Consider the following 19,939-nt stretch of genomic DNA (forward strand, 5'->3'; position numbering starts at 1 on the left):
CGGCTAGACTCGGGATTCGCTTCCATTCAGACAGCCTGCCGCCCCCATGGGTGACGATCCCGACAGTAGTACCGGGCGTGCCGCCGCGCACGCACCGATGACCGCCCTCGCCGCCCCGGCGACCGCGGGTACCCCCTCGCCCCTGGCAGCGCCGCTGCGGGGCCGCGAATGATCGGCAACCTCCTGCTCCTTGCGCTGGCGCTGCTGCTGGTGGTGCTCAACGGTTTCTTCGTGGCCGCCGAGTTCGCGCTGGTCAAGCTGCGCCACACCCAGGCCGTGGGCCTTGCGGAAAAAAACGGCTGGCGTGGGCGCCTGCTGCTCAACGTGCACGCGCACCTGGATGCGTATCTGTCCGCCTGCCAGCTGGGCATCACACTGTCCTCGCTGGGCCTGGGCTGGGTGGGTGAACCGGCGTTCGCGCATCTGCTGCAGCCGCTGTTCGATACGCTGGGGTTGACCCCGGAAGCCTCGCGCCTGACCGCTTTCATCATCGCCTTCAGCATCATCTCGTTCCTGCACATCGTGCTGGGCGAACTGGCCCCGAAGTCGATGGCGATCCGCCGCCCGGAAGCGATGTCACTGTGGACGGCCGCACCGCTGTACCTGTTCTACTGGGCGATGTACCCGGCCATCTGGCTGCTCAACAACAGCGCCAACGCGCTGCTGCGCCTGGCCGGCTGGGGGGATGTGGAGCACACCTCGCACCGTTATTCGCGCGAGGAGCTCAAGCTCATCGTGGGCCGCCAGCAGCCCACCGGCAGCGCGCCGGACCAGGACCTCACCCTGATGAGCCACGCCCTGGAACTGCCCGAACTGGTGGCCGGCGACCTGATGCGCTCACGCGACCATATGCGTTCGTTCCGCGACGGGATGAGCCTGGCCGACGTGATGGCCGAGTTCGCCGAGAGCCGCTACAGCCGCTACCCCTGGTTCGACCGCGACGGCGAGGAAGTGCTCGGCATCCTGCACATGAAGGACCTGCTGGTGGAAATCGCCCGCGGCAACCCAACCGACGATCTGCGCCCGCTGCTGCGCCCGGCCAACCTGATCGCGCTGGAGACCCCGGTGCCGCTGGTGCTGGAGCGCTTCCGCACCGGCACCACCCACCTGGCACTGTGCGTGGAAGAACACGGCCGCATCCTGGGCTACTTCACCCTGGAAGACCTGCTGGAAGTGGTGGTCGGCGATATCGAGGACGAGCACCCGCATGTCGTCAAGGACGCCCCGACCCGCGGCGCGGACGGCACCCTGCTGGTGGCCGGCTCGACCTCCATCTTCCGGCTGGAGCGGCTGCTGGGGCATGACCTGAGCGCGCCGGACCACCTCAATTCGGTCGGCGGGCTGATCGTGCACCAGCTCCAGCGCCTGCCCGAGGAAGGCGAGCAGCTGGAGATCGACGGGCACCTGTTCACGATCAAGCGCATGGCCGGGCACCGGATCCAGGCGGTGACGGTGCGCATGGCACAGGCCGAGGACGCCGGGGCAGCGTAGAATGACGGCCCCCGCTGCCACCGATCTGCGCCCTGCCATGTCCGAATTCGCCCTGCTCGCCCTGTCCCCGCTCGATGGCCGCTACGCCGGCAAGGTCGACGCCCTGCGCCCGATCTTCTCCGAATACGGCCTGATCAAGGCCCGCGTGAAGGTGGAAGTGGAATGGCTGCTGGCACTGGCCAATGAGCCGGGCATCGTCGAACTGGCCCCGTTCTCGGCCGCTGCCACCGCGCGCCTGCGGGCCCTGGCCGATGACTTCGCCCCGGCCCACGCCGCGCGGGTGAAGGAGATCGAGCGCACCACCAACCACGACGTCAAGGCCGTGGAGTACTTCATCAAGGAGCAGCTCACCGCCGATGCCGAGCTGGGCCCGGCGCTGGAGTTCGTGCATTTCGCCTGTACCAGCGAAGACATCAACAACCTCAGCTACGGCCTGATGCTTGAGCAGGCCCGCCGCGAGGTGCTGCTGCCGTCGCTGGACAACATCGCCGGCGTGCTGCGCGCCCTGGCCCACGCCCAGGCTGCCCAGCCGATGCTGTCGCGCACCCACGGCCAGACCGCCTCGCCGACCACCCTGGGCAAGGAAGTGGCCAACGTCGTGGCCCGTCTGGAGCGCCAGCGCCGCCAGATCGCCGCAGTGGAGCTGACCGGCAAGATCAACGGCGCGGTGGGCAACTACAACGCGCACGTCATCGCCTACCCCGACGTTGACTGGCCGGCCTTCGCCCAGCGCTTCGTGGAAAGCCTCGGCCTGGTGTTCAATCCGTACACCACCCAGATCGAGCCGCACGACAACGTCGCCGAGATCGGCGATGCCGCGCGCCGCGCCAACATCATCCTGATCGATCTGGCCCGCGACGTCTGGGGCTATATCTCGCTGGGCTACTTCAAGCAGAAGCTCAAGGAAGGCGAAGTCGGCTCCTCGACCATGCCGCACAAGGTCAACCCGATCGATTTCGAAAACGCCGAAGGCAACTTCGGCATCGCCAACGCCCTGTTCGAGCATTTCAGCGCCAAGCTGCCGATCAGCCGCTGGCAGCGTGACCTGACCGACTCCACCGTGCTGCGCGCGGTCGGCACCGCGTTCGGCCACACCGAGGTCGCCCTGGACTCGCTGGCCAAGGGCCTGGGCAAGCTGACCGTGAACCCGGAACGCCTGGACGCCGACCTGGACGCCGCGTGGGAAGTGCTGGCCGAAGCCGTGCAGACCGTCATGCGCCGCCACGGCCTGCCCAACCCTTACGAACAGCTCAAGGCCCTCACCCGTGGCCAGGGCATCACCACCGAATCGATGCAGGCCTTCGTCGAATCCCTGGAGCTGCCGGCCGACGCCAAGCAGAGCCTGCGCGCCCTGACCCCGGGCGGCTACATCGGCCTGGCGGCGGACCTGGCCAAGGCGATCTGAAGGCATGGGCGCGGCACCGTCGCGCCCCCCAATACCCGTCTATACGCTGCAAGGATCTCCCCCATGGCCGCACGCAAGACCAAAACCCCCGTCATCGACATCCAGGCCCGCCCCGGCCTGCCGCTGGGCATGCCCGCCGCCACCTTCCTGCGCGATTACTGGCAGAAGCGCCCGCTGCTCATCCGTGGCGCGTTCCCCGATTTCGAAACCCCGGTCCAGCCCGAAGACCTCGCCGGCCTGGCCTGCGAAGAAGGTGCGCTGTCGCGCCTGATCACGCACGATCGTGCCACCGATGGCTGGAGCGTGCGCACCGGCCCGTTCCAGGAAGAAGAGTTCCCCGGCATGCCCGACCACGACTGGACCCTGCTGGTCCAGGACGTGGACAAGTGGGACGCCGACGTGCGCGCCCTGATCAGCCACTTCAACTTCCTGCCGCGCTGGCGCATGGATGACGTGATGATCAGCTTCGCCGCCACCGGCGGCTCGGTCGGCGCCCATGTGGACCAGTACGATGTCTTCCTGCTGCAGGCCCATGGCCATCGCCGCTGGCAGATCGACGCCAGCGAATCCATCAAGGGCAAGCGCCCGCCGCTGGACTTCCGCGACGACGTCGAACTCAAGCTGCTGCGCCGCTTCAAGCCGACCCACGACTGGGTGCTGGCCCCGGGCGACATGCTGTACCTGCCGCCGAACGTGCCGCACAACGGCGTCGCCGAAGATCCCTGCCTGACCTTCTCCTTCGGCATGCGCGCCCCGGCCTCCGCCGAGCTGATCAGCGACTACCTCGATACCCTGATCGACGGTGCCGACGAGTCCATCCGCTACCAGGATCCGGACCTGAAGGTGCCTGAAGATCCGAACGAAATCGACGTGGTCTCGATGAACCGCGTGGTCGAAGCGCTCAACGCCATCCGCATGAACGATCCGGACAGGCTCGGCGACTGGTTCGGCCGCTTCATCACCACCTACCGCGCCGCCGGGGAAGTGATGGCGCACGGCGAACCGCTGCCGCGCGAAGAAATCGAAGCCGCACTGGGCGCAGGCGTGGAACTGCAGCGCCACCCGTGGGCGCGGCTGGCCTGGCGTCGTGCCAAGCGCGGTGCCAGCCTGTACTGCAGCGGCCTGGACTTCGCCCTGCCGGTCAAGGATGCGCAGGTGCTGGCCGGCGCCGAACAGATCGGCGCGGCGCTGTACCAGAAGCTCTCGGCCAAGAGCCGCGATGCCGTGCAGGCGCTGGTCGCCGGCGGCTTCTACCAGCTGGTGGACGATGCCGGGTTCGAGGACGACGACAACTACGTCGCCGAGTACGACATCGTCGACGGCACCGAGGCGGTCGAGGTCATCGATGACGAGGCCATCCAGGCCGATGTGCACGAGGTCACCATCCATGACGACGGCATCGAAGTGATCGTCGATTTCGACGACAGCGACGAGACCGACGGCAAGGACGAGCCCCCGCGCGGCTGATCCGCCCGCCCGCCATGGCCGCCTCCGGTTTCCAGGTTGACGTGGTCGATTACCCGGCGCAGCACGCCGCGCTGCACCGGGTGCGGTTCACCGTGTTCGTCGAGGAACAGCAGGTACCGGCCGAGCTGGAGATCGACGCGCTTGATCCCCTGAGCGTGCACGTGCTGGCCCGGGACACCGACGGCACGCCGATCGGTGCCGGCCGGCTCACCCCGGAGGGCCGGATCGGCCGGATGGCGGTGCTTGCGGCCTGGCGCGGCAAAGGCGTCGGCGACGCCCTGCTGCAGGCCCTGATCGAGCAGGCCCGGGCCCGTGGCTGGCGCGAGGTCGGGCTGCATGCGCAGCTGCCGGCCCGCGTGTTCTACACCCGGCAGGGCTTCCTGCCCGAGGGCGAGGTGTTCGAAGAGGCCGGCATCGCCCACCAGCACATGCGCCTGGCCCTGTCCGGGGCGGTCGCGATCGACCGGGCCGAGGACGCCGTGGCGATCACCACCGCGCTGGTCCACCGCGCCCGCCGCCAGCTCTGGATCCACAGCCGCCAGCTTGACCCCGGCCTGCTTGATGCACCGCCGGTGCTGGAGGCGCTGCGCCGCTACGCCACCGCCCGCCACGACAAACATGCCTGGCTGATCGTCCACGACAGCGCCGCCATCCATCAGGCCGGCTCGCCCCTGTTGACCCTGCTGCAGCGCCTGCCGAGCGTATTCCGGGTGCGCGAAGCAAGCGATCCGATCGACCGCGCCACGGCATCGGCCTGTCTGCTCAATGACGCCGGCGACTACTACTTTCGTCTGAGTGGCCACCGCTTCGACGGTGAGGCGGGTTTGTCCCAGCCTGCACGTTCACGACCGTTGCAGGACGGTTTGCAGCGCGTATGGGAACGTTCGCGTGATTGCAGCGAACTGCGCGCACTGGGCCTGTAGCTCACCCCACGCTCCCGAACCTGTCTGGGAATGACACCGCGGTCCCCGCACTGGCCCGTACGGTGCCCCTTCCTGTCTCGATGGGGGTACAATTTGGGGTGTTAGATACCGCCCGCGCAGGGCTATTCACTTTTCCCTGCCGGATCATCGAAGCCTTACCCCACAAGCGAATCCGACTCTCCATCGTGGACAATCAACTGAAGCAGTTTGCGCAATCTTCGCAGCTCGCCGGCGGCAACGCCTCCTATATCGAGGATCTGTACGAGCAGTACCTCGTTTCTCCGGACAGTGTCGATCCCAAATGGAAGACCTACTTCGACGGCTTCCAGGGCCGCGAAGCCGGTGATATTCCGCATTCGGCCGTCATCGCCCACATTGCCGACGCCGCCAAGAATGCCGTCAAGAGCGGCACCGCCGCCGGTGCCGGCGACGAGCGCGAGCGCAATGTCGGCCGCCTGATCACCGCCTACCGTTCGCGTGGCCACATGGCCGCCCGCCTGGACCCGCTGAGCCTGACCGCGCCGACCAATCCGCCGGATCTGGGCCTGCCGTTCCACAGCCTGTCGGAAAGCGACCTGGGCAGTGAGTTCAGCACCGGCGGTGTCGCCGGGCAGCCGCGCATGAAACTGCGCGACCTGCTGGAGCGCCTGAAGAAGACCTACACCGGCTCGATCGGTGCGGAATTCATGCACATCTCCGAGGTCGAGCAGCGCCAGTGGCTGTACCAGCGCCTGGAGCTGGCCGGTGGCAACTACAACCTGGATGCCGATACCCAGCGCCGCACCCTGGAGCGCCTGACGGCTGCCGAGGGTCTGGAGCGCTACCTGCACACCAAGTACGTCGGCCAGAAGCGCTTCTCGCTGGAAGGCGGCGATGCGCTGATCCCGATGATGGACACCATCATCCGTGACGCTGGCAAGGATGGCGTCAAGGACGTGGTGATCGGCATGGCCCACCGCGGCCGCCTGAACGTGCTGGTCAATACACTCGGCAAGAGCCCGCGCAAGCTGTTCGACGAGTTCGAAGGCAAGTTCGAGCACGATGACCACGCCTCCGCCGGCGACGTGAAGTACCACATGGGCTTCTCCGCCGACGTCTCCACCCCGGGCGGCGCCGTCCACCTGGCGCTGGCGTTCAACCCGTCGCACCTGGAAATCGCCGATCCCGTCGTGGCCGGCAGCGTGCGCTCGCGCCAGGAACGTCGTGGCGATACCGCCCGCAAGCAGGTGATGCCGATCCTGATCCACGGCGACGCGGCCTTCTCCGGCCAGGGCGTGGTGATGGAGCTGTTCCAGATGTCCCAGGCCCGCGGCTTCGCCGTCGGTGGCACGGTGCACATCGTGGTCAACAACCAGGTCGGTTTCACCACCTCCAACCCGCTGGATACGCGCTCCACGCGCTACGCCACCGACGTGGCCAAGATGATCGCCGCCCCGGTGCTGCACGTGAATGGCGACGATCCGGAAGCCGTGGTGTTTGCTGCCCAGCTGGCCTTCGAGTTCCGCCAGAAGTTCGCCAAGGACGTGGTCATCGATCTGATGTGCTACCGCCGTTGGGGCCATAACGAGGCCGACGAACCGGCGATCACCCAGCCGCTGATGTACCAGGTGATCCGCAAGCACCAGACCACCCGCGAGCTGTACGCCGCGGCGCTGGAAGCTGCCGGCGTGATCGAAGCCGGTGGCGGCAAGGCGCTGGTCGATGCCTACCGCAACAAGCTCGATGCCGGCGAAGTCACCACCGAGCTGGCCCAGGTCGAAAAGACCCCGGCCACCAGCAAGATGTACGTGGATTGGCCCAAGCTGCTCAACGGCAAGCTCTCCGACGCGGTCTCCACCGCGGTCGGCATGGAGAAGGTCAAGCAGCTGGCGCAGATGATCAACACCGTGCCTGAAGGCGTGGAACTGCACTCGCGCGTGGCCAAGGTCTATGACGACCGCCGCAAGATGGCCGCCGGCGAGATCCCGGGCGACTGGGGCTTTGCCGAGAACCTGGCCTACGCCACGATCCTCGACGAAGGCAACAACCTGCGCCTGGTCGGCCAGGACGTGGGCCGCGGTACGTTCACGCACCGCCACGCGATCCTGCACGACCAGAAGACCGACAACTACTACCTGCCGCTGCGCCAGCTGGTCGAGTCGCCGGAACAGGCCACCATCATCGATTCGCTGCTCAGCGAAGAAGCGGTGATGGCCTATGAGTACGGCTTCTCCACCACCGATCCGAACACCCTGTGCATCTGGGAAGGCCAGTTCGGCGATTTCGCCAACGGCGCCCAGGTCGTGATCGATCAGTTCATCGCCGCCGGCGAAGCCAAGTGGGGCCGCATCACCGGCCTGACCCTGCTGCTGCCGCACGGTTACGAAGGCCAGGGCCCGGAGCACAGCTCCGCGCGCCTGGAGCGCTTCCTGCAGCTGTGCGCACTGGAGAACATGCTGGTGTGCGTGCCGTCGACCCCGGCGCAGGCGTACCACATGCTGCGTCGCCAGATGCGCATGACCACCCGCAAGCCGCTGATCGTGATGTCGCCCAAGTCGCTGCTGCGCCACAAGCTGGCCGTGTCGACCCTGGAGGAACTGGCCAACGGCGAGTTCCAGCACCTGATCGGCGATGCCAACGCAGACGCCAAGAAGGTCAAGCGCGTGGTGCTGTGCTCGGGCAAGGTCTACTACGACCTGCTGGAAGACCAGACCAAGCGTGGCCAGGACGATGTCGCCATCATCCGCGTGGAGCAGCTGTATCCGTTCCCGCGCGTGGCACTGGCAGCAGAGCTGAAGAAGTATGGCAAGGCGGCCGATGTGGTGTGGTGTCAGGAAGAACCGCAGAACCAGGGTGCCTGGTACCAGATCCGTCACCACCTGCAGGCGTGCCTGGCCGATGGCCAGAGCATCCATTACGCAGGTCGCGCCCGTTCGGCATCGCCGGCCGCTGGACACATGGCTGACCACATCATCGAACAGCAGAAGCTGATCGCCGATGCCCTGGTCAACCCGTTCAACGACTCGGTCGCTGAATAACTCTCCCCCTCATTCTAGAAAAGACAAACCAGGAAGCTCCCGCATGGCCACCGAAGTCAAAGCCCCGGTACTGCCCGAATCCGTCGCCGACGGCACCATCGCCACCTGGCACAAGAAGGTCGGCGATGCCGTCAAGCGCGATGAAAACCTGCTTGATCTGGAAACCGACAAGGTCGTCCTGGAAGTGCCGTCGCCGGTCGACGGCGTGCTGAAGGAGATCAAGTTCGAGGTGGGCGCCACTGTGACCTCCAGCCAGGTCGTGGCGATCATCGAAGAAGGCGCCGTGGCCGATGCCCCGGCGCCGGCCGCGGAAGAGAAGAAGGCCGAGGCCGCACCGGCCAAGGCGGCGGCTCCGGCCGCTGCCGCAGCGCCCGCACCGGCCGCCAAGTCCGCTGCCGACTCCCTGCCCCCGGGCGCCCGCTTCACCGCCATCACTGAAGGCGTGAACCCGGCCGACGTGGACGGCACCGGCCGTCGTGGCGCAGTGACCAAGGAAGACATCGTCAACTTCGCCCGTAACGGTGGCGCCGGCAAGTCGGGTGGCGCACGTCCGGAAGAACGCGTGCCGATGACCCGCATCCGCAAGCGCATCGCCGAACGCCTGATGCAGTCCAAGAACGGCACCGCGATGCTGACCACCTTCAACGAGGTCGACCTGTCCAAGGTCTCGGCCGCGCGCAAGGATCTGCAGGACGAGTTCGTCAAGGCCCACGGCATCAAGCTGGGCTTCATGAGCTTCTTCGTGAAGGCCGCCGCCAACGCGCTGCAGCGCTTCCCGCTGGTCAATGCCTCGATCGATGGTGATGACATCATCTATCACGGCTACTCGGACATCTCGATCGCCGTGTCGACCGAGAAGGGTCTGGTGACCCCGGTCCTGCGCAACGTCGAGCGCATGTCCTTCGCCGACATCGAAAAGACCATCGCCGACTACGCCAAGAAGGCCCGTGACGGCAAGCTGAGCCTGGAAGAACTGCAGGGCGGCACCTTCACCGTGACCAACGGCGGCACCTTCGGCTCGCTGCTGTCGACCCCGATCATCAACCCGCCGCAGAGCGCCATCCTGGGCATGCACGCCATCAAGGAGCGTCCGATCGCCCAGAACGGCCAGGTCGTGATCGCGCCGATGATGTACCTGGCGCTGTCCTACGATCACCGCATCATCGATGGCAAGGACTCGGTCCAGTTCCTGGTGGACATCAAGAACCAGCTGGAAAACCCGGGCCGCATGCTGTTCGGCCTGTAAGACCTCCCACCCCTCCGCGCCTGCGCGGAGGGGTTCTGGTAAAGAAACAAGGAATATCTCAATGGCTGAACAATTCGACGTCGTCGTCATCGGTGCCGGCCCGGCCGGCTACCATGCCGCCATCCGCGCCGCGCAGCTGGGTCTGAAGACCGCCTGCATCGACGCTGCGCTGGGCAAGGACGGCAAGCCGGCCCTGGGCGGCACCTGCCTGCGCGTGGGCTGCATCCCGTCCAAGGCGCTGCTGGATTCCTCGCGCCAGTTCTGGAACATGGGCCACATCTTTGGCGACCACGGCATCAGCTTCAAGGACGCCAAGATGGACGTCGAGGCGATGGTTGGCCGCAAGGACAAGATCGTCAAGCAGTTCACCGGCGGCATCGCCATGCTGTTCAAGGCGAACAAGGTCACCGCGTATTACGGTTTCGGTGAGCTGCAGCCGGGCAACATCGTCAAGGTGAAGCAGCACGACGGCTCGGAAGTCGAGCTGAAGGGCACCAACGTCATCATCGCCGCCGGTTCGGATTCGATCGAACTGCCGTTCGCCAAGTTCGACGGCGAGACCATCGTCGACAACGTCGGCGGCCTGGACTTCACCGAAGTCCCCGCCCGCCTGGCCGTGATCGGTGCCGGCGTGATCGGCCTGGAACTGGGCAGCGTCTGGAAGCGCCTCGGTTCGGAAGTGACCATCCTGGAAGCCCTGCCGGACTTCCTGGCGGCCGCCGATGCCGAAGTGGCCAAGACCGCCTTGAAGGAATTCAAGAAGCAGGGCCTGGACATCCGCCTGGGCGCCAAGGTCTCCAAGGCCGAGGTGACCGGCAAGGGCAAGAAGAAGGAAGTCGCCCTGACCTACACCGATGGTGAAGGCGAGAAGAGCCTGATCGTGGACAAGCTGCTGGTGGCCGTTGGCCGTCGCGCCGCCACCAAGGGCCTGCTGGCCGAAGGTACCGGCGTCAAGATCAACGAGCGTGGCCAGATCGAAGTGGACGCGCACTGCCACACCGGCGTCAATGGCGTCTGGGCGGTCGGTGACTGCGTGCGCGGCCCGATGCTGGCGCACAAGGGCTTCGAGGAAGGCATCGCCGTGGCCGAGCTGATCGCGGGCCTGCCGGGCCACGTCAACTTCGACACCATCCCGTGGGTAATCTACACCGAGCCGGAGCTGGCCTGGGTCGGCAAGACCGAGCAGCAGCTCAAGGACGAAGGCATCCCGTACAAGGCGGGCAGCTTCCCGTTCGCCGCCAACGGCCGTGCCGTGGCGATGATCGAGCCGACCGGCTTCGTGAAGGTCCTGGCGCATGCCGAGACCGATCGCATCCTGGGCATGCACCTGGTTGGCGCGAATGTCTCCGAGCTGGTGCACGAAGGCGTGCTGACCATGGAGTTCAGCGGTTCGGCCGACGACCTGGCGCGCATCTGCCACGCCCACCCGTCGTTGTCCGAAGTGGTGCATGACGCCGCTATGGCCGTCAGCAAGCGCGCGATCCACAAGGCGAACTGAGCCGGCGTTGGTGCCGTAACGAAAAACCCCGCCTCGGCGGGGTTTTTTGTGGGCGACAGGTACTGTGCCGGCCGCTGGCCGGCTCCACGCCATCCCGACAGAAGAGCAGCCGGCCAGCGGCCGGCACTACCCGATCGCGGTGTTGTTCAGGCCGTCGCCGGGCGCCCGCCACCCAGGACCCGCGCCGGCAGCATGAGCAGCGCGCCCAGGAACGCGAACAGTGCCGAGAAGGTGATGCCCACCAGCCGGAACGGCAGGCTCAACAGCCACACGAACGGCCACGCCACCAGGGCCAGGATCGCCAGCGGCCAGCACAGCACGAACAGCAGGCACCACACGCCCAAGGCGAACAGGGTCTTCATCGCACGTCTCCGTTGGCGGCACCCTGCCGCCCGGAGACCACCATCGCGCCCAGCCCGCGCGCACTGCAACGGGTTTGCGACGAAACCCGGGATACGCCGATGAAACGGCAGTGCCGGCCGCTGGCCGGCTCTGCACGATGACAGTTCCATAGGAGCCGGCCAGCGGCCGGCACTACCGTAACGCCTTTGGCGTTACTCGAACGAACCCACCGAATCGTGCGACAGGTTGTCGAACCGGGTGTATTCGCCGAAGAACTTGAGCTTGCACGAGCCGGTCGGGCCGCCTCGGTGCTTGCCGATGATGATCTCGGCCAGGCCCTTGTCCGGCGAGGTTTCCTTGTTGTAGTAGTCGTCGCGGTAGATGAACACGATCATGTCCGCATCCTGCTCGATAGCGCCGGATTCACGAAGATCGGCCATCACCGGGCGCTTGTCGGTACGCGTTTCCAGCGAGCGGTTGAGCTGGGAGAGCGCGATGACCGGCACGTTGAGTTCCTTGGCCAGGCCCTTCAACGACCGCGAGATCTCCGAGATTTCGGTCGCGCGGTTTTCGCTGTTGCCCGGCACGCTCATCAGCTGCAGGTAGTCGATCACGATCAGGCCCAGGTCGTGCTCGCGCTTGAGGCGGCGGCACTTGGAACGCAGGATTTCCGGCGACACGCCCGGCGTATCGTCGATGAAGATCTTGGTTTCCTTCAGCATCCGGATCGCACCGGTGACCCGGCTCCAATCCTCATCTTCCAGCTGACCGGTACGCAGGCGCTGGGCGTTGATGCGGCCGTTGGAGGAAATCAGACGCATGGCCAGCTGCGAGGCCGACATTTCCATCGAGAACACCGCCACGCCCTTCTTGGACTTGATCGCGGCGTACTCGGCGATGTTCAGCGCCAGCGTGGTCTTGCCCATGGCCGGTCGCGCGGCCAGGATGATCAGATCGGTCGGCTGCAGGCCGGCGGTCATCGCATCGAAATCGGTATAGCCGGTCGGCAGACCGGTGATGTTGCCGCCGTTCTCAAAGCGGTTGCGCAGCTCTTCGAAGGCGTCTTTCAGCGCGCCCGGCATCGCCACGAAATCAGTGCGCCCGCGCGCGCCCTGCTCGGCGATCGCGAACACCGATTTTTCCGCTGCCGAGAGCAGTTCGCTGCTCTCGCGGCCTTCGGGCTGGAAGCCGTCGTTGACGATGTCCGTGCCGACCTGGATCAGCTGGCGCAGCACCGCTTTGTCACGCACGATTTCCGCGTAGGCGCTGATGTTGGCGGCTGACGGCGTGGTGCTCGCCAGCTCGATCAGGTACGCGCCATCGCCGACCAACTCCATCTTGCCCTGCGATTCGAACCACTCGCCCAGCGTCACCGCATCGAACGGGCGGTCGCGTTCGGACAGCTCGCGGATCGCGCGGTAGATCATCTGGTGATCGCGGCGGTAGAAGTCGGTTTCGGTCAGCTGGTCGTTGACCCGGTCATAGCTCTCCGGGGCCAGCATCAGCCCGCCCAGCACCGCCTGTTCGGCCTCGATCGAATGCGGCGGCACGCGCAGGGCGTCGATGCGCATTTCATCGCGATCAAAGCGGTCACCGCGGTCTTTGCGGTCGGAACGGAAGCCAGAACGGGCGGACATGGGGGGCGTACTTCCTGCAGTATGAGGCGTAGGACATGGTAGGCACGCGGGGCGCCCCGCAGCCATGCACAAACCTGTGGATAAACAGTGGATGAGCTGGGGATACCGGCGCCTGCCGGTACGATCGGCCGGGGCCGTCGCATCGCGTGCGACGGACGCCCTTGCGGCGCCCGTCCCCGCCATTATCGCAGAAGCCTGACCCGCTCGCGGTGGATCAGTGCGTGCCGCCGTGGGTGCCGACCCAGGCGATGAATGTGTCCACGAAGCCCTGCAGGAAGTCCTTGGTGCCCTCGTTGCTGATCGTGCCGTGCGCATCGATCAGCCCTTCCTTGAAGTGCAGGAAGGCCTCGGGCTGGCCCAGCACCGGCATGTCCAGGTAGGCCAGGATGTTGCGCAGGTGCTGCTGGGCCAGCGCCGTGCCGATCACCCCGATCGAGGCGCCGATCACCGCCGCCGGCTTGCCGGCGAAGGCACTGTCGCCATACGGGCGCGAGCCCAGGTCGATGGCGTTCTTGAGCACGCCCGGGACCGAGCGGTTGTATTCGGGGGTGACGAACAGCACCGCATCGGCATCCCGGATCTGCTGCTTCAAGCGAAGGCCCTGGCTGGGATAGTCCTTGTCGAAATCCTGGTTGTACAACGGCAGGTCGCCGATCTCCACGTAGGAGAACACCGCCTTGCCGGTGGCCAGTTTCTCCAGCGCGTGAGCCAACGCCTGGTTGTGCGAGCCCTTGCGCAGGCTGCCGACCAGTACGGCAATCTTGAATTCGGCCATCACGTTCGCTCCGTTGGGGGAAAGGCCCAGCCTAGGCGGGACCACCTTCGGCAACGGTGAAGGCGGCGTCAGCCACCCATGGGTGGCTGCCTTCCGTCCAGATGTACTCGCACGCGTCGCGCTATGCGCGCGTCACGTCGGCGCGTGCCTTGCGCCAATGCGCCTGCCAGGCCTGGAACATCAGCACGTTCCACAGATGCGTGTGCCATTTGCGCTCGCCCTGCTTGAACTGCTGCCACAGCGGCGCCACCGCCTCGACGTTGAACACCCCCTCCTCGGCCAGCCGCGCCGGATCCAGCAGTTCATCGGCCCAGCCACGCAGGTCGCCCTTGAGCCACGCGCTGACCGGGGCACCGAAGCCGCGTTTGGGGCGGTGCACCATATCCTGCGGTACATAGCGGCCCAGCACGCGCTTGAGCAGGTACTTGCTGACGCCATCGCGCTGTTTCATCGCCATCGGCAGCGACCAGGCGAACTCGGCCACCCGCCAGTCCAGCAGCGGGGCACGCGCCTCCAGGCTGACCGCCATGCTGGTGCGGTCCACTTTGCACAGCAGATCATCGGGCAGATAGGTACTGAAATCGGCCAGCATCATCGCGTCCGCCGGTGAGCCGGCGCCGTGCAGCGGATCGGCCAGGTCGTAGAAACTGCCGGCCGCCTGTGCACCGCGAACGGCGGCCACCGGATCGCGCCAGCGCGAAATGCGGTTGCGGTAGACATCGCCGATGCCGCGCGCGCCGGACTCGGCCAGCAGCGCGGCCAGCCCGCCCGTGCGCGAGGCCTCGCCCTGCGTATGCGCATGGCTGGCCATCCAGCGCCGCAGCGGCGCCGGCACCTTGCCCAGCAGGCGCCAGTTGCGCATCGCCCGCTGGTAACGGGTGTAGCCGAAGAACAGTTCATCGCCACCGTCGCCGGACAGCGCCACGGTCACGCCCTGCCGCGCCAGCTTGGCAACCAGCGCCGTGGGCACCTGCGAGGCATCGGCGAAGGGTTCATCGAACATTGCCGGCAGGCTGGGCACCACCGCGAGCGCGTCGGCACCGCTGACATACAGCTCGGTGTGATCGCAGCCCAGGTGCTGGGCCAGCGACTTGGCCAGCGGCGCCTCGTCATGATCCGAGCCGGTGAAGCCGATGCTGAAACTGTGCACCGGCTGGCTCGACTGTGCCTGCATCAAGGCGGCCACCACCGAGGAATCGGTGCCGCCGGAGAGGAAGACGCCGACCGGCACATCGGCCACCATGCGCAGCGCGACCGCGTCGCGCAGCACGGCATCCAGACGTTCTTCGGCCTCGGCCTCATTGCCGGTGAACGGCGCGGCCAGGGCCTGCTGCATGCGCTCGCGCGCGTTCCAGAACGGCTGCTGCAACTGGTCCGGGCGATGCGCGGCAGCACCGGCGGCTACCGCCTCGGCGTCCAGCCGCAGCACGCGGCCGGGCATCAGCTTGAAACAGCGTTCGTGGATGCAGTGCGGCGCGGGAATGTAATCCAGCCGCAGCAGCAGGGTCAGCGCATCGCGGTCGACCTCGTTGTCGAAGGCCGGGTGCTGCCACAGGGCCTTGAGCTCGGAGCCGAACACCAGCGTTTCACCGGCCCAGCCGTAGTACAGCGGTTTCTTGCCGACCCGGTCGCGGGCCAGCCACAGGCAGTGCTCGGCGCGGTCCCACAAAGCGATGGCGAACATGCCGTTGCTGCGCTGCAGGGTCTCGTCCAAGCCCCATTCGGTGATCGCCGCGAGCAGCACTTCGGTATCCGAATGGCCGCGGAAACCATGCCCCAGTGCGTCGAGCTCGGCGCGCAGCTCGGCGAAGTTGTAGACCTCGCCGTTGTAGGCCAGCACGTAGCGGCCATCGGCCGAGGTCATCGGCTGATGGCCCAGCGGCGACAGGTCCAGGATGCTCAGCCGGCGGTGCGCCAGCGCGATGCCGGCCGAGGCATCGGCCCACACCCCGCTGTCATCCGGGCCGCGGTGCACCAATGCGTCGCCCATGCGCCGCGCCTGTTCTTCCAGTGCTGCCTGCTCCCTTGCCGGAGCGGGCAGCAACATGCCTGCCAATCCACACATGTATCAATGGTCCTGCGCCAGCGCGAGGGCGGCGTTCAATACCGCATTGTCGCTTGGAAGCACGCACAATGCTGCCCCCGCCAGCGGCGTGTAGCTATCGGCCCCGCATACCCGCCGGATCGGCAGGTGCCCCAGCCCGGCCTCGACCAGCGCGGTGATCACGCCCTCGCCCACCCCGGCGCTGTGCCGCCCCTCATCGACCACCAGCACGCGCTGGGCATCGGCAGCCTGGCCAGCGATGAAACCGGTATTGAGCGGCACCAGCCAGCGCAGGTCGACAATGCGCACCTGCCAGCCCAGCTGCTGCTCGATCGCCCGCGCCGCCCGCAGGCTCATCGGCACGCCATTGCCGTAGGTGAAGATGACCAGGTCACTGGCCTCCGGCGCGTAGACCCGGCCCTCGCCGAGCACCAGTGCCTGGTCGGCGGCCGGATACGGGAACAGCCATTGGCCATCGCCCGGCGCGTGCAGGTCCTTGGTCATGTACAGCGCGATCGGCTCGAGGAACACCGCGACGCGGCCATCGACGGTCGCCAGCGCCGCCAGGGTGCGCAGCATCATCGCCGCATCGTCGCCGCGCGAGGGACAGCCGACCACCAGGCCGGGAATGTCGCGCAGCGCAGCGATCGAGTTGTCGTTGTGGAAATGCCCGCCGAAGCCCTTCTGGTAGCCCAGCCCGGCAATGCGCACCAGCATCGGGTTGCGGTACTGATCGTTGGAGAAGAACTGCAGCGAGCACGCCTCGCCACGCAGCTGGTCGGCCGCGTTGTGCAGGTAAGCCAGGTACTGGATCTCCGGGATCGGCAGCATGCCCAGGTTGGCCAGGCCCTGCGCCATGCCCAGGATCATGGTTTCGTCCAGCAGGGTGTTGAACACGCGGCGTGGGCCAAACGCCTTGAGCAGCCCCTTGCTGACCGTGTACACCCCACCTTTCTGCGCGACGTCCTCGCCGAACAGCAGCGTGGCCGGGTACTTGGCCATCAGATCGTGCAGGGCCTGGTTGATCTGGATCGCCAGATGGCGCGGCGGCTGTATTTCCGGCAACTGCGACGCACCCCCAAATGCGGCAGCACGCGCGTCATCGGCGGCCACGCGCGTAGCTTCGGCATGCACCGCCGCCGGCGAGTACGGCGCCAGTGGGGCGATGACCTCGGCGAGAGCGGTCAGCTTCGGGCGTCGGTCCGCCTCGGCGGCCGCGGCGAAGCAGCGCGCGCGCACGCGCTCGTACAGATCGAGCACCTGCGCGGCGGTCATCCACCCGGACTGCATCGCGATCGCCGCCGAGCGCAGCAGCGGATCGCTGGCCTCGGCGGCGCACAGCTCCGGCAACGGCCGCCATTCGATCTCGAAATCGGTGCCCGCATGGCCCATCAGACGCGTGGTACGCAGGTGCAGGAAGGTCGGACGGCGGGTCTGCCGGCAATGCGCCAGCGCGCGCTCGACCTGCGCATGCCCCTCGACCAGATCCAGCCCATCAGCGAAGAAGTAATCCAGGCCCGGGCGGTGCGCGAAACTCTGCGCGATCCAGCCGTCCGGGGTCTTGACCGAAATGCCGATGCCGTTGTCTTCGCAGACGAACAGGATCGGCGCGGGCAGCCGCTGGTAGGCCGCCCACGCCGCCGTGTTGAACGCGGTCTGCGCGGTGGCGTGGTTGGCCGAGGCATCGCCGAAGGAGCAGATCACCACGCTGTCCTCGGGAATCGGCAGCGTGTGACCGATGCGTCGCCCGCTTTCGATGGCCAGCGCGGTGCCCAGGGCCTTGGGCAGGTGCGAGGCGATCGTCGAGGTCTGCGGCAGTACCCACAGGGGCTTGCTGCCCCACACCTTGTGGCGTCCGCCGCTGGCAGGATCGTCCCGACTGGCCGCAAACGAAAGCGCCGCATCCATCACCGGATCCATGCCCGGCAGCTTGCGGAAGCGCTCGGCCATGAAGCCGCCGGAGCGGTAATGCAGGAAGGCCGGATCGGTATGCCGGGCCAGCCGCGCCACCAGCGCATTGCCTTCATGCCCGGACGAACCGATGGTGTAGAAGACCTTGTTCTGCACCCGCAGCACGCGCGCCATCAGGTCCAGGTGGCGGCTGATCAGCTGCGACTCGAAGAGGTCGGCAAAGCCCTGCGCATCCAGCGTGCTGCCGGGCAGGACGGGGCTGCCGGGGGCTGGCCTCGGCGCAGGCTCGCCACGCCACTGCTGCACGAAATCGATGAAGTTGGCGTCGCAGATCTCGGCCCGGTTGAGGCCCTTCATGCGCGCGGGAATCGGATCGGGAACCACGGCAAACATGCATCACCCTCCGGGACGTGTTGCGTAGGCGGATAGCCGGATGGACGCTTGCTCATGCACCGCGGGCGGCTCGCCCGCGATGCCGAGTCTGGCCTCACCCCATCGCCTTTGCCAAGCGCGGGTGCAGCATCACCGCTGCCCGGCGCGGCGCTGCTGCCACTGCTGCCGCGACTGGCCCCAGATCTCGATTGGCTTGCCGGCATGCGGCGGCGGCAGCTCGCCCATGCGCAGCAGCGAGCTGCCCAGCTTGCGCGCGACGACCTTGGAGTTTTCGTTGGCGGCATCGATGGTGTGGATGACCTCGTCCCAGCCCAGCGTGTCGAACGCCCAGTCCATGCTGGCCACGGCCGCTTCGGGCGCATAGCCCCTGCCCCAACTCTCGCGGCGGATGCTCCAGCCGACCTCGGTGCCCGGCCAGTCCAGCGGCTGCCAGGGGCCCATGCGGCCGACCCACTCACCGCTGCTCTTTTCGATCACCGAAAACATCGAAAACCCGTACAGATGCCAACTGCCGACCAGGCAGCTGAAACTGCGCCACGCCTGCGACGGGGCCTGCACGCCACCGAGGTGCTGCATCACCTCGGGGTCCGAGCAGAAGCGCAGGAAGGCATCGAAATCCTCGGCGCGCGGTGGGCGCAGGATCAGACGGTCGGTCTCCAGCTGGAGGTCGAAAATGCTCATGGCGCCCTCGTGTGTTGCATGCGTGCCGGCATGATCGCAGATGCCGTGATCGGCGTGCCGTGCGGCTCGCCCCAAAACGCAGCACGCCGGCAGATGCCGGCGTGCGGGTGGTGCATTTGGAGCTGCAGGAACTTACTGCCTGTTCGCATCCAGTGCAGCGGTCTGGGTGACCAGCTGGCCATCGATCATCGGCAGGCGATCGCTGCTCGGCTTGTTGTCCATCTTCACGGTCTTCTCGGCGCCGTCGTAACGGTAGGTCACGTTGTAACCGGTGACCGCATTGGTGGTGCCCATCGGGATGCGGTTGCCCGGCTTGCTGGCCATGCGCATGGTGCCGGTGGTGCCGTCTTCATTGCGGTAGGTCACGTTGTAGCCGGTCACGCGGGTCGACTCGGAGGTCGCGGTTTCGGTATGGCACTGGCGCTCGGTGCGGTTGACCACGCGGCCACCCACATGGCGCTTGTCCACCTGGTTGCCGATCATGCCGCCGGCAACGGCACCGGCGGCCGTGGCGGCCTTGCGGCCATTGCCACCACCGACCTGGTTGCCCAGCAGGCCACCGATGACCGCACCGGCGACGGTACCGCCAACGTTGCCGTCGCGCTCGGGCAGGCGTTCCTGCACCACCACGTCCTGGCAGACTTCATGCGGCGTCTGCGTGCTGGAGGTCTCGCGCACCGGCTCGGTGCCGATCACGGTGGCGAAGGCCTTTTCCTTCTTGGTCAGCGGATCGACCTTGACGATGTCGGCGTACTCGAGCTTGCCCGCCTTGTCTTCAATGGCCAGCTGATCGGTGCGCGCGCCATCGTCGGCCAGTGGCGTGGTGTCCAGAGTGGGCCGGGTCTGAGCAGCGGTCACCGCATCGGGCGAGGAACTGCCGCCCTTCATGAAGGCAGCGGTGGCGATACCGCCAACCAGCAGCGCACCCGCAGCGACCAACGCAGTAGTAGTTGTACTTTTCATAACCGGCTCCTTGCGGACGATCCGCAACGTTCTTGAGTGAATTCCAGCACGGCCACCCTGAACGGAATCTCCACGGATCGTGAACATCCGGTCGCCCATTCAGGTTCGGTGAGCCTTGGGCTCGTGATAGCGTTTACAGCATCTGC

14 protein-coding genes are annotated in these 19,939 nt (G+C 66.8%); 7 read left to right on the forward strand and 7 right to left on the reverse strand.

The window, feature by feature from the left end; all coding sequences use genetic code 11:
* Positions 1-168 precede the first annotated feature (168 nt).
* From BCL79_RS04495 to lpdA, 7 genes are all read left to right on the forward strand, one after another.
* Entirely contained in the window at positions 169-1,491 is a 1,323-nt protein-coding gene (locus BCL79_RS04495) for a hemolysin family protein (protein ID WP_121037953.1), read from the forward strand.
* Positions 1,492-1,528: 37 nt separating this feature from the next.
* The gene (gene purB, locus BCL79_RS04500; protein WP_121041127.1) at positions 1,529-2,896 is read left to right on the forward strand and encodes an adenylosuccinate lyase; all 1,368 of its coding nucleotides are present in this window, start codon (positions 1,529-1,531) and stop codon (positions 2,894-2,896) included.
* A 63-nt stretch (positions 2,897-2,959) separates the two neighbouring features.
* Positions 2,960-4,363: a cupin domain-containing protein gene (locus tag BCL79_RS04505; RefSeq protein ID WP_121037956.1), complete on the forward strand. Its 1,404-nt coding sequence runs from the start codon at positions 2,960-2,962 to the stop codon at positions 4,361-4,363.
* 14 nt (positions 4,364-4,377) lie between these two features.
* Entirely contained in the window at positions 4,378-5,286 is a 909-nt protein-coding gene (locus BCL79_RS04510; RefSeq protein ID WP_121037959.1) for a GNAT family N-acetyltransferase, read from the forward strand.
* A 185-nt stretch (positions 5,287-5,471) separates the two neighbouring features.
* On the forward strand, positions 5,472-8,303 hold the full coding sequence (locus tag BCL79_RS04515; protein ID WP_121037962.1) for a 2-oxoglutarate dehydrogenase E1 component: 2,832 nt from the start codon (positions 5,472-5,474) through the stop codon (positions 8,301-8,303).
* A gap of 43 nt (positions 8,304-8,346) precedes the next feature.
* Entirely contained in the window at positions 8,347-9,549 is a 1,203-nt protein-coding gene (gene sucB / locus BCL79_RS04520) for a dihydrolipoyllysine-residue succinyltransferase (protein ID WP_121037965.1), read from the forward strand.
* Between the two features lie 61 nt (positions 9,550-9,610).
* Complete coding sequence (gene lpdA / locus BCL79_RS04525; RefSeq protein ID WP_121037968.1) at positions 9,611-11,047, forward strand: dihydrolipoyl dehydrogenase; 1,437 nt, start codon at positions 9,611-9,613, stop codon at positions 11,045-11,047.
* A 146-nt stretch (positions 11,048-11,193) separates the two neighbouring features.
* Here lpdA and BCL79_RS04530 read toward each other — a convergent pair whose 3' ends face one another.
* The 7 genes from BCL79_RS04530 to BCL79_RS04560 form a co-directional block, all read right to left on the reverse strand.
* Positions 11,194-11,409, reverse strand: a complete 216-nt coding sequence (locus BCL79_RS04530) for a hypothetical protein (protein WP_121037971.1) — start codon at positions 11,407-11,409, stop codon at positions 11,194-11,196.
* A 192-nt stretch (positions 11,410-11,601) separates the two neighbouring features.
* A complete protein-coding gene (locus BCL79_RS04535) occupies positions 11,602-13,026 on the reverse strand; it encodes a replicative DNA helicase (RefSeq protein WP_121037974.1) in 1,425 nt (474 codons plus the stop codon).
* Positions 13,027-13,240: 214 nt separating this feature from the next.
* A complete protein-coding gene (locus tag BCL79_RS04540) occupies positions 13,241-13,801 on the reverse strand; it encodes an NADPH-dependent FMN reductase (protein ID WP_121037977.1) in 561 nt (186 codons plus the stop codon).
* Positions 13,802-13,922: 121 nt separating this feature from the next.
* On the reverse strand, positions 13,923-15,866 hold the full coding sequence (gene asnB, locus BCL79_RS04545) for an asparagine synthase (glutamine-hydrolyzing) (protein WP_121037980.1): 1,944 nt from the start codon (positions 15,864-15,866) through the stop codon (positions 13,923-13,925).
* Between the two features lie 3 nt (positions 15,867-15,869).
* Positions 15,870-18,149, reverse strand: coding sequence for a thiamine pyrophosphate-dependent enzyme (locus BCL79_RS04550; protein ID WP_121037983.1), 2,280 nt, complete (start codon positions 18,147-18,149; stop codon positions 15,870-15,872).
* A 129-nt stretch (positions 18,150-18,278) separates the two neighbouring features.
* Positions 18,279-18,830 carry a GNAT family N-acetyltransferase gene (locus tag BCL79_RS04555; protein WP_121037986.1) on the reverse strand — a complete coding sequence of 184 codons (552 nt, stop codon included), beginning with the start codon at positions 18,828-18,830 and terminating at the stop codon, positions 18,279-18,281.
* 132 nt (positions 18,831-18,962) lie between these two features.
* Positions 18,963-19,793 carry a glycine zipper 2TM domain-containing protein gene (locus tag BCL79_RS04560; protein WP_121037989.1) on the reverse strand — a complete coding sequence of 277 codons (831 nt, stop codon included), beginning with the start codon at positions 19,791-19,793 and terminating at the stop codon, positions 18,963-18,965.
* Between the last annotated feature and the right edge of the window lie 146 nt (positions 19,794-19,939).

Source organism: Stenotrophomonas rhizophila, from assembly GCF_003651185.1.
Taxonomy (GTDB): Bacteria; Pseudomonadota; Gammaproteobacteria; order Xanthomonadales; family Xanthomonadaceae; genus Stenotrophomonas; species Stenotrophomonas maltophilia_Z.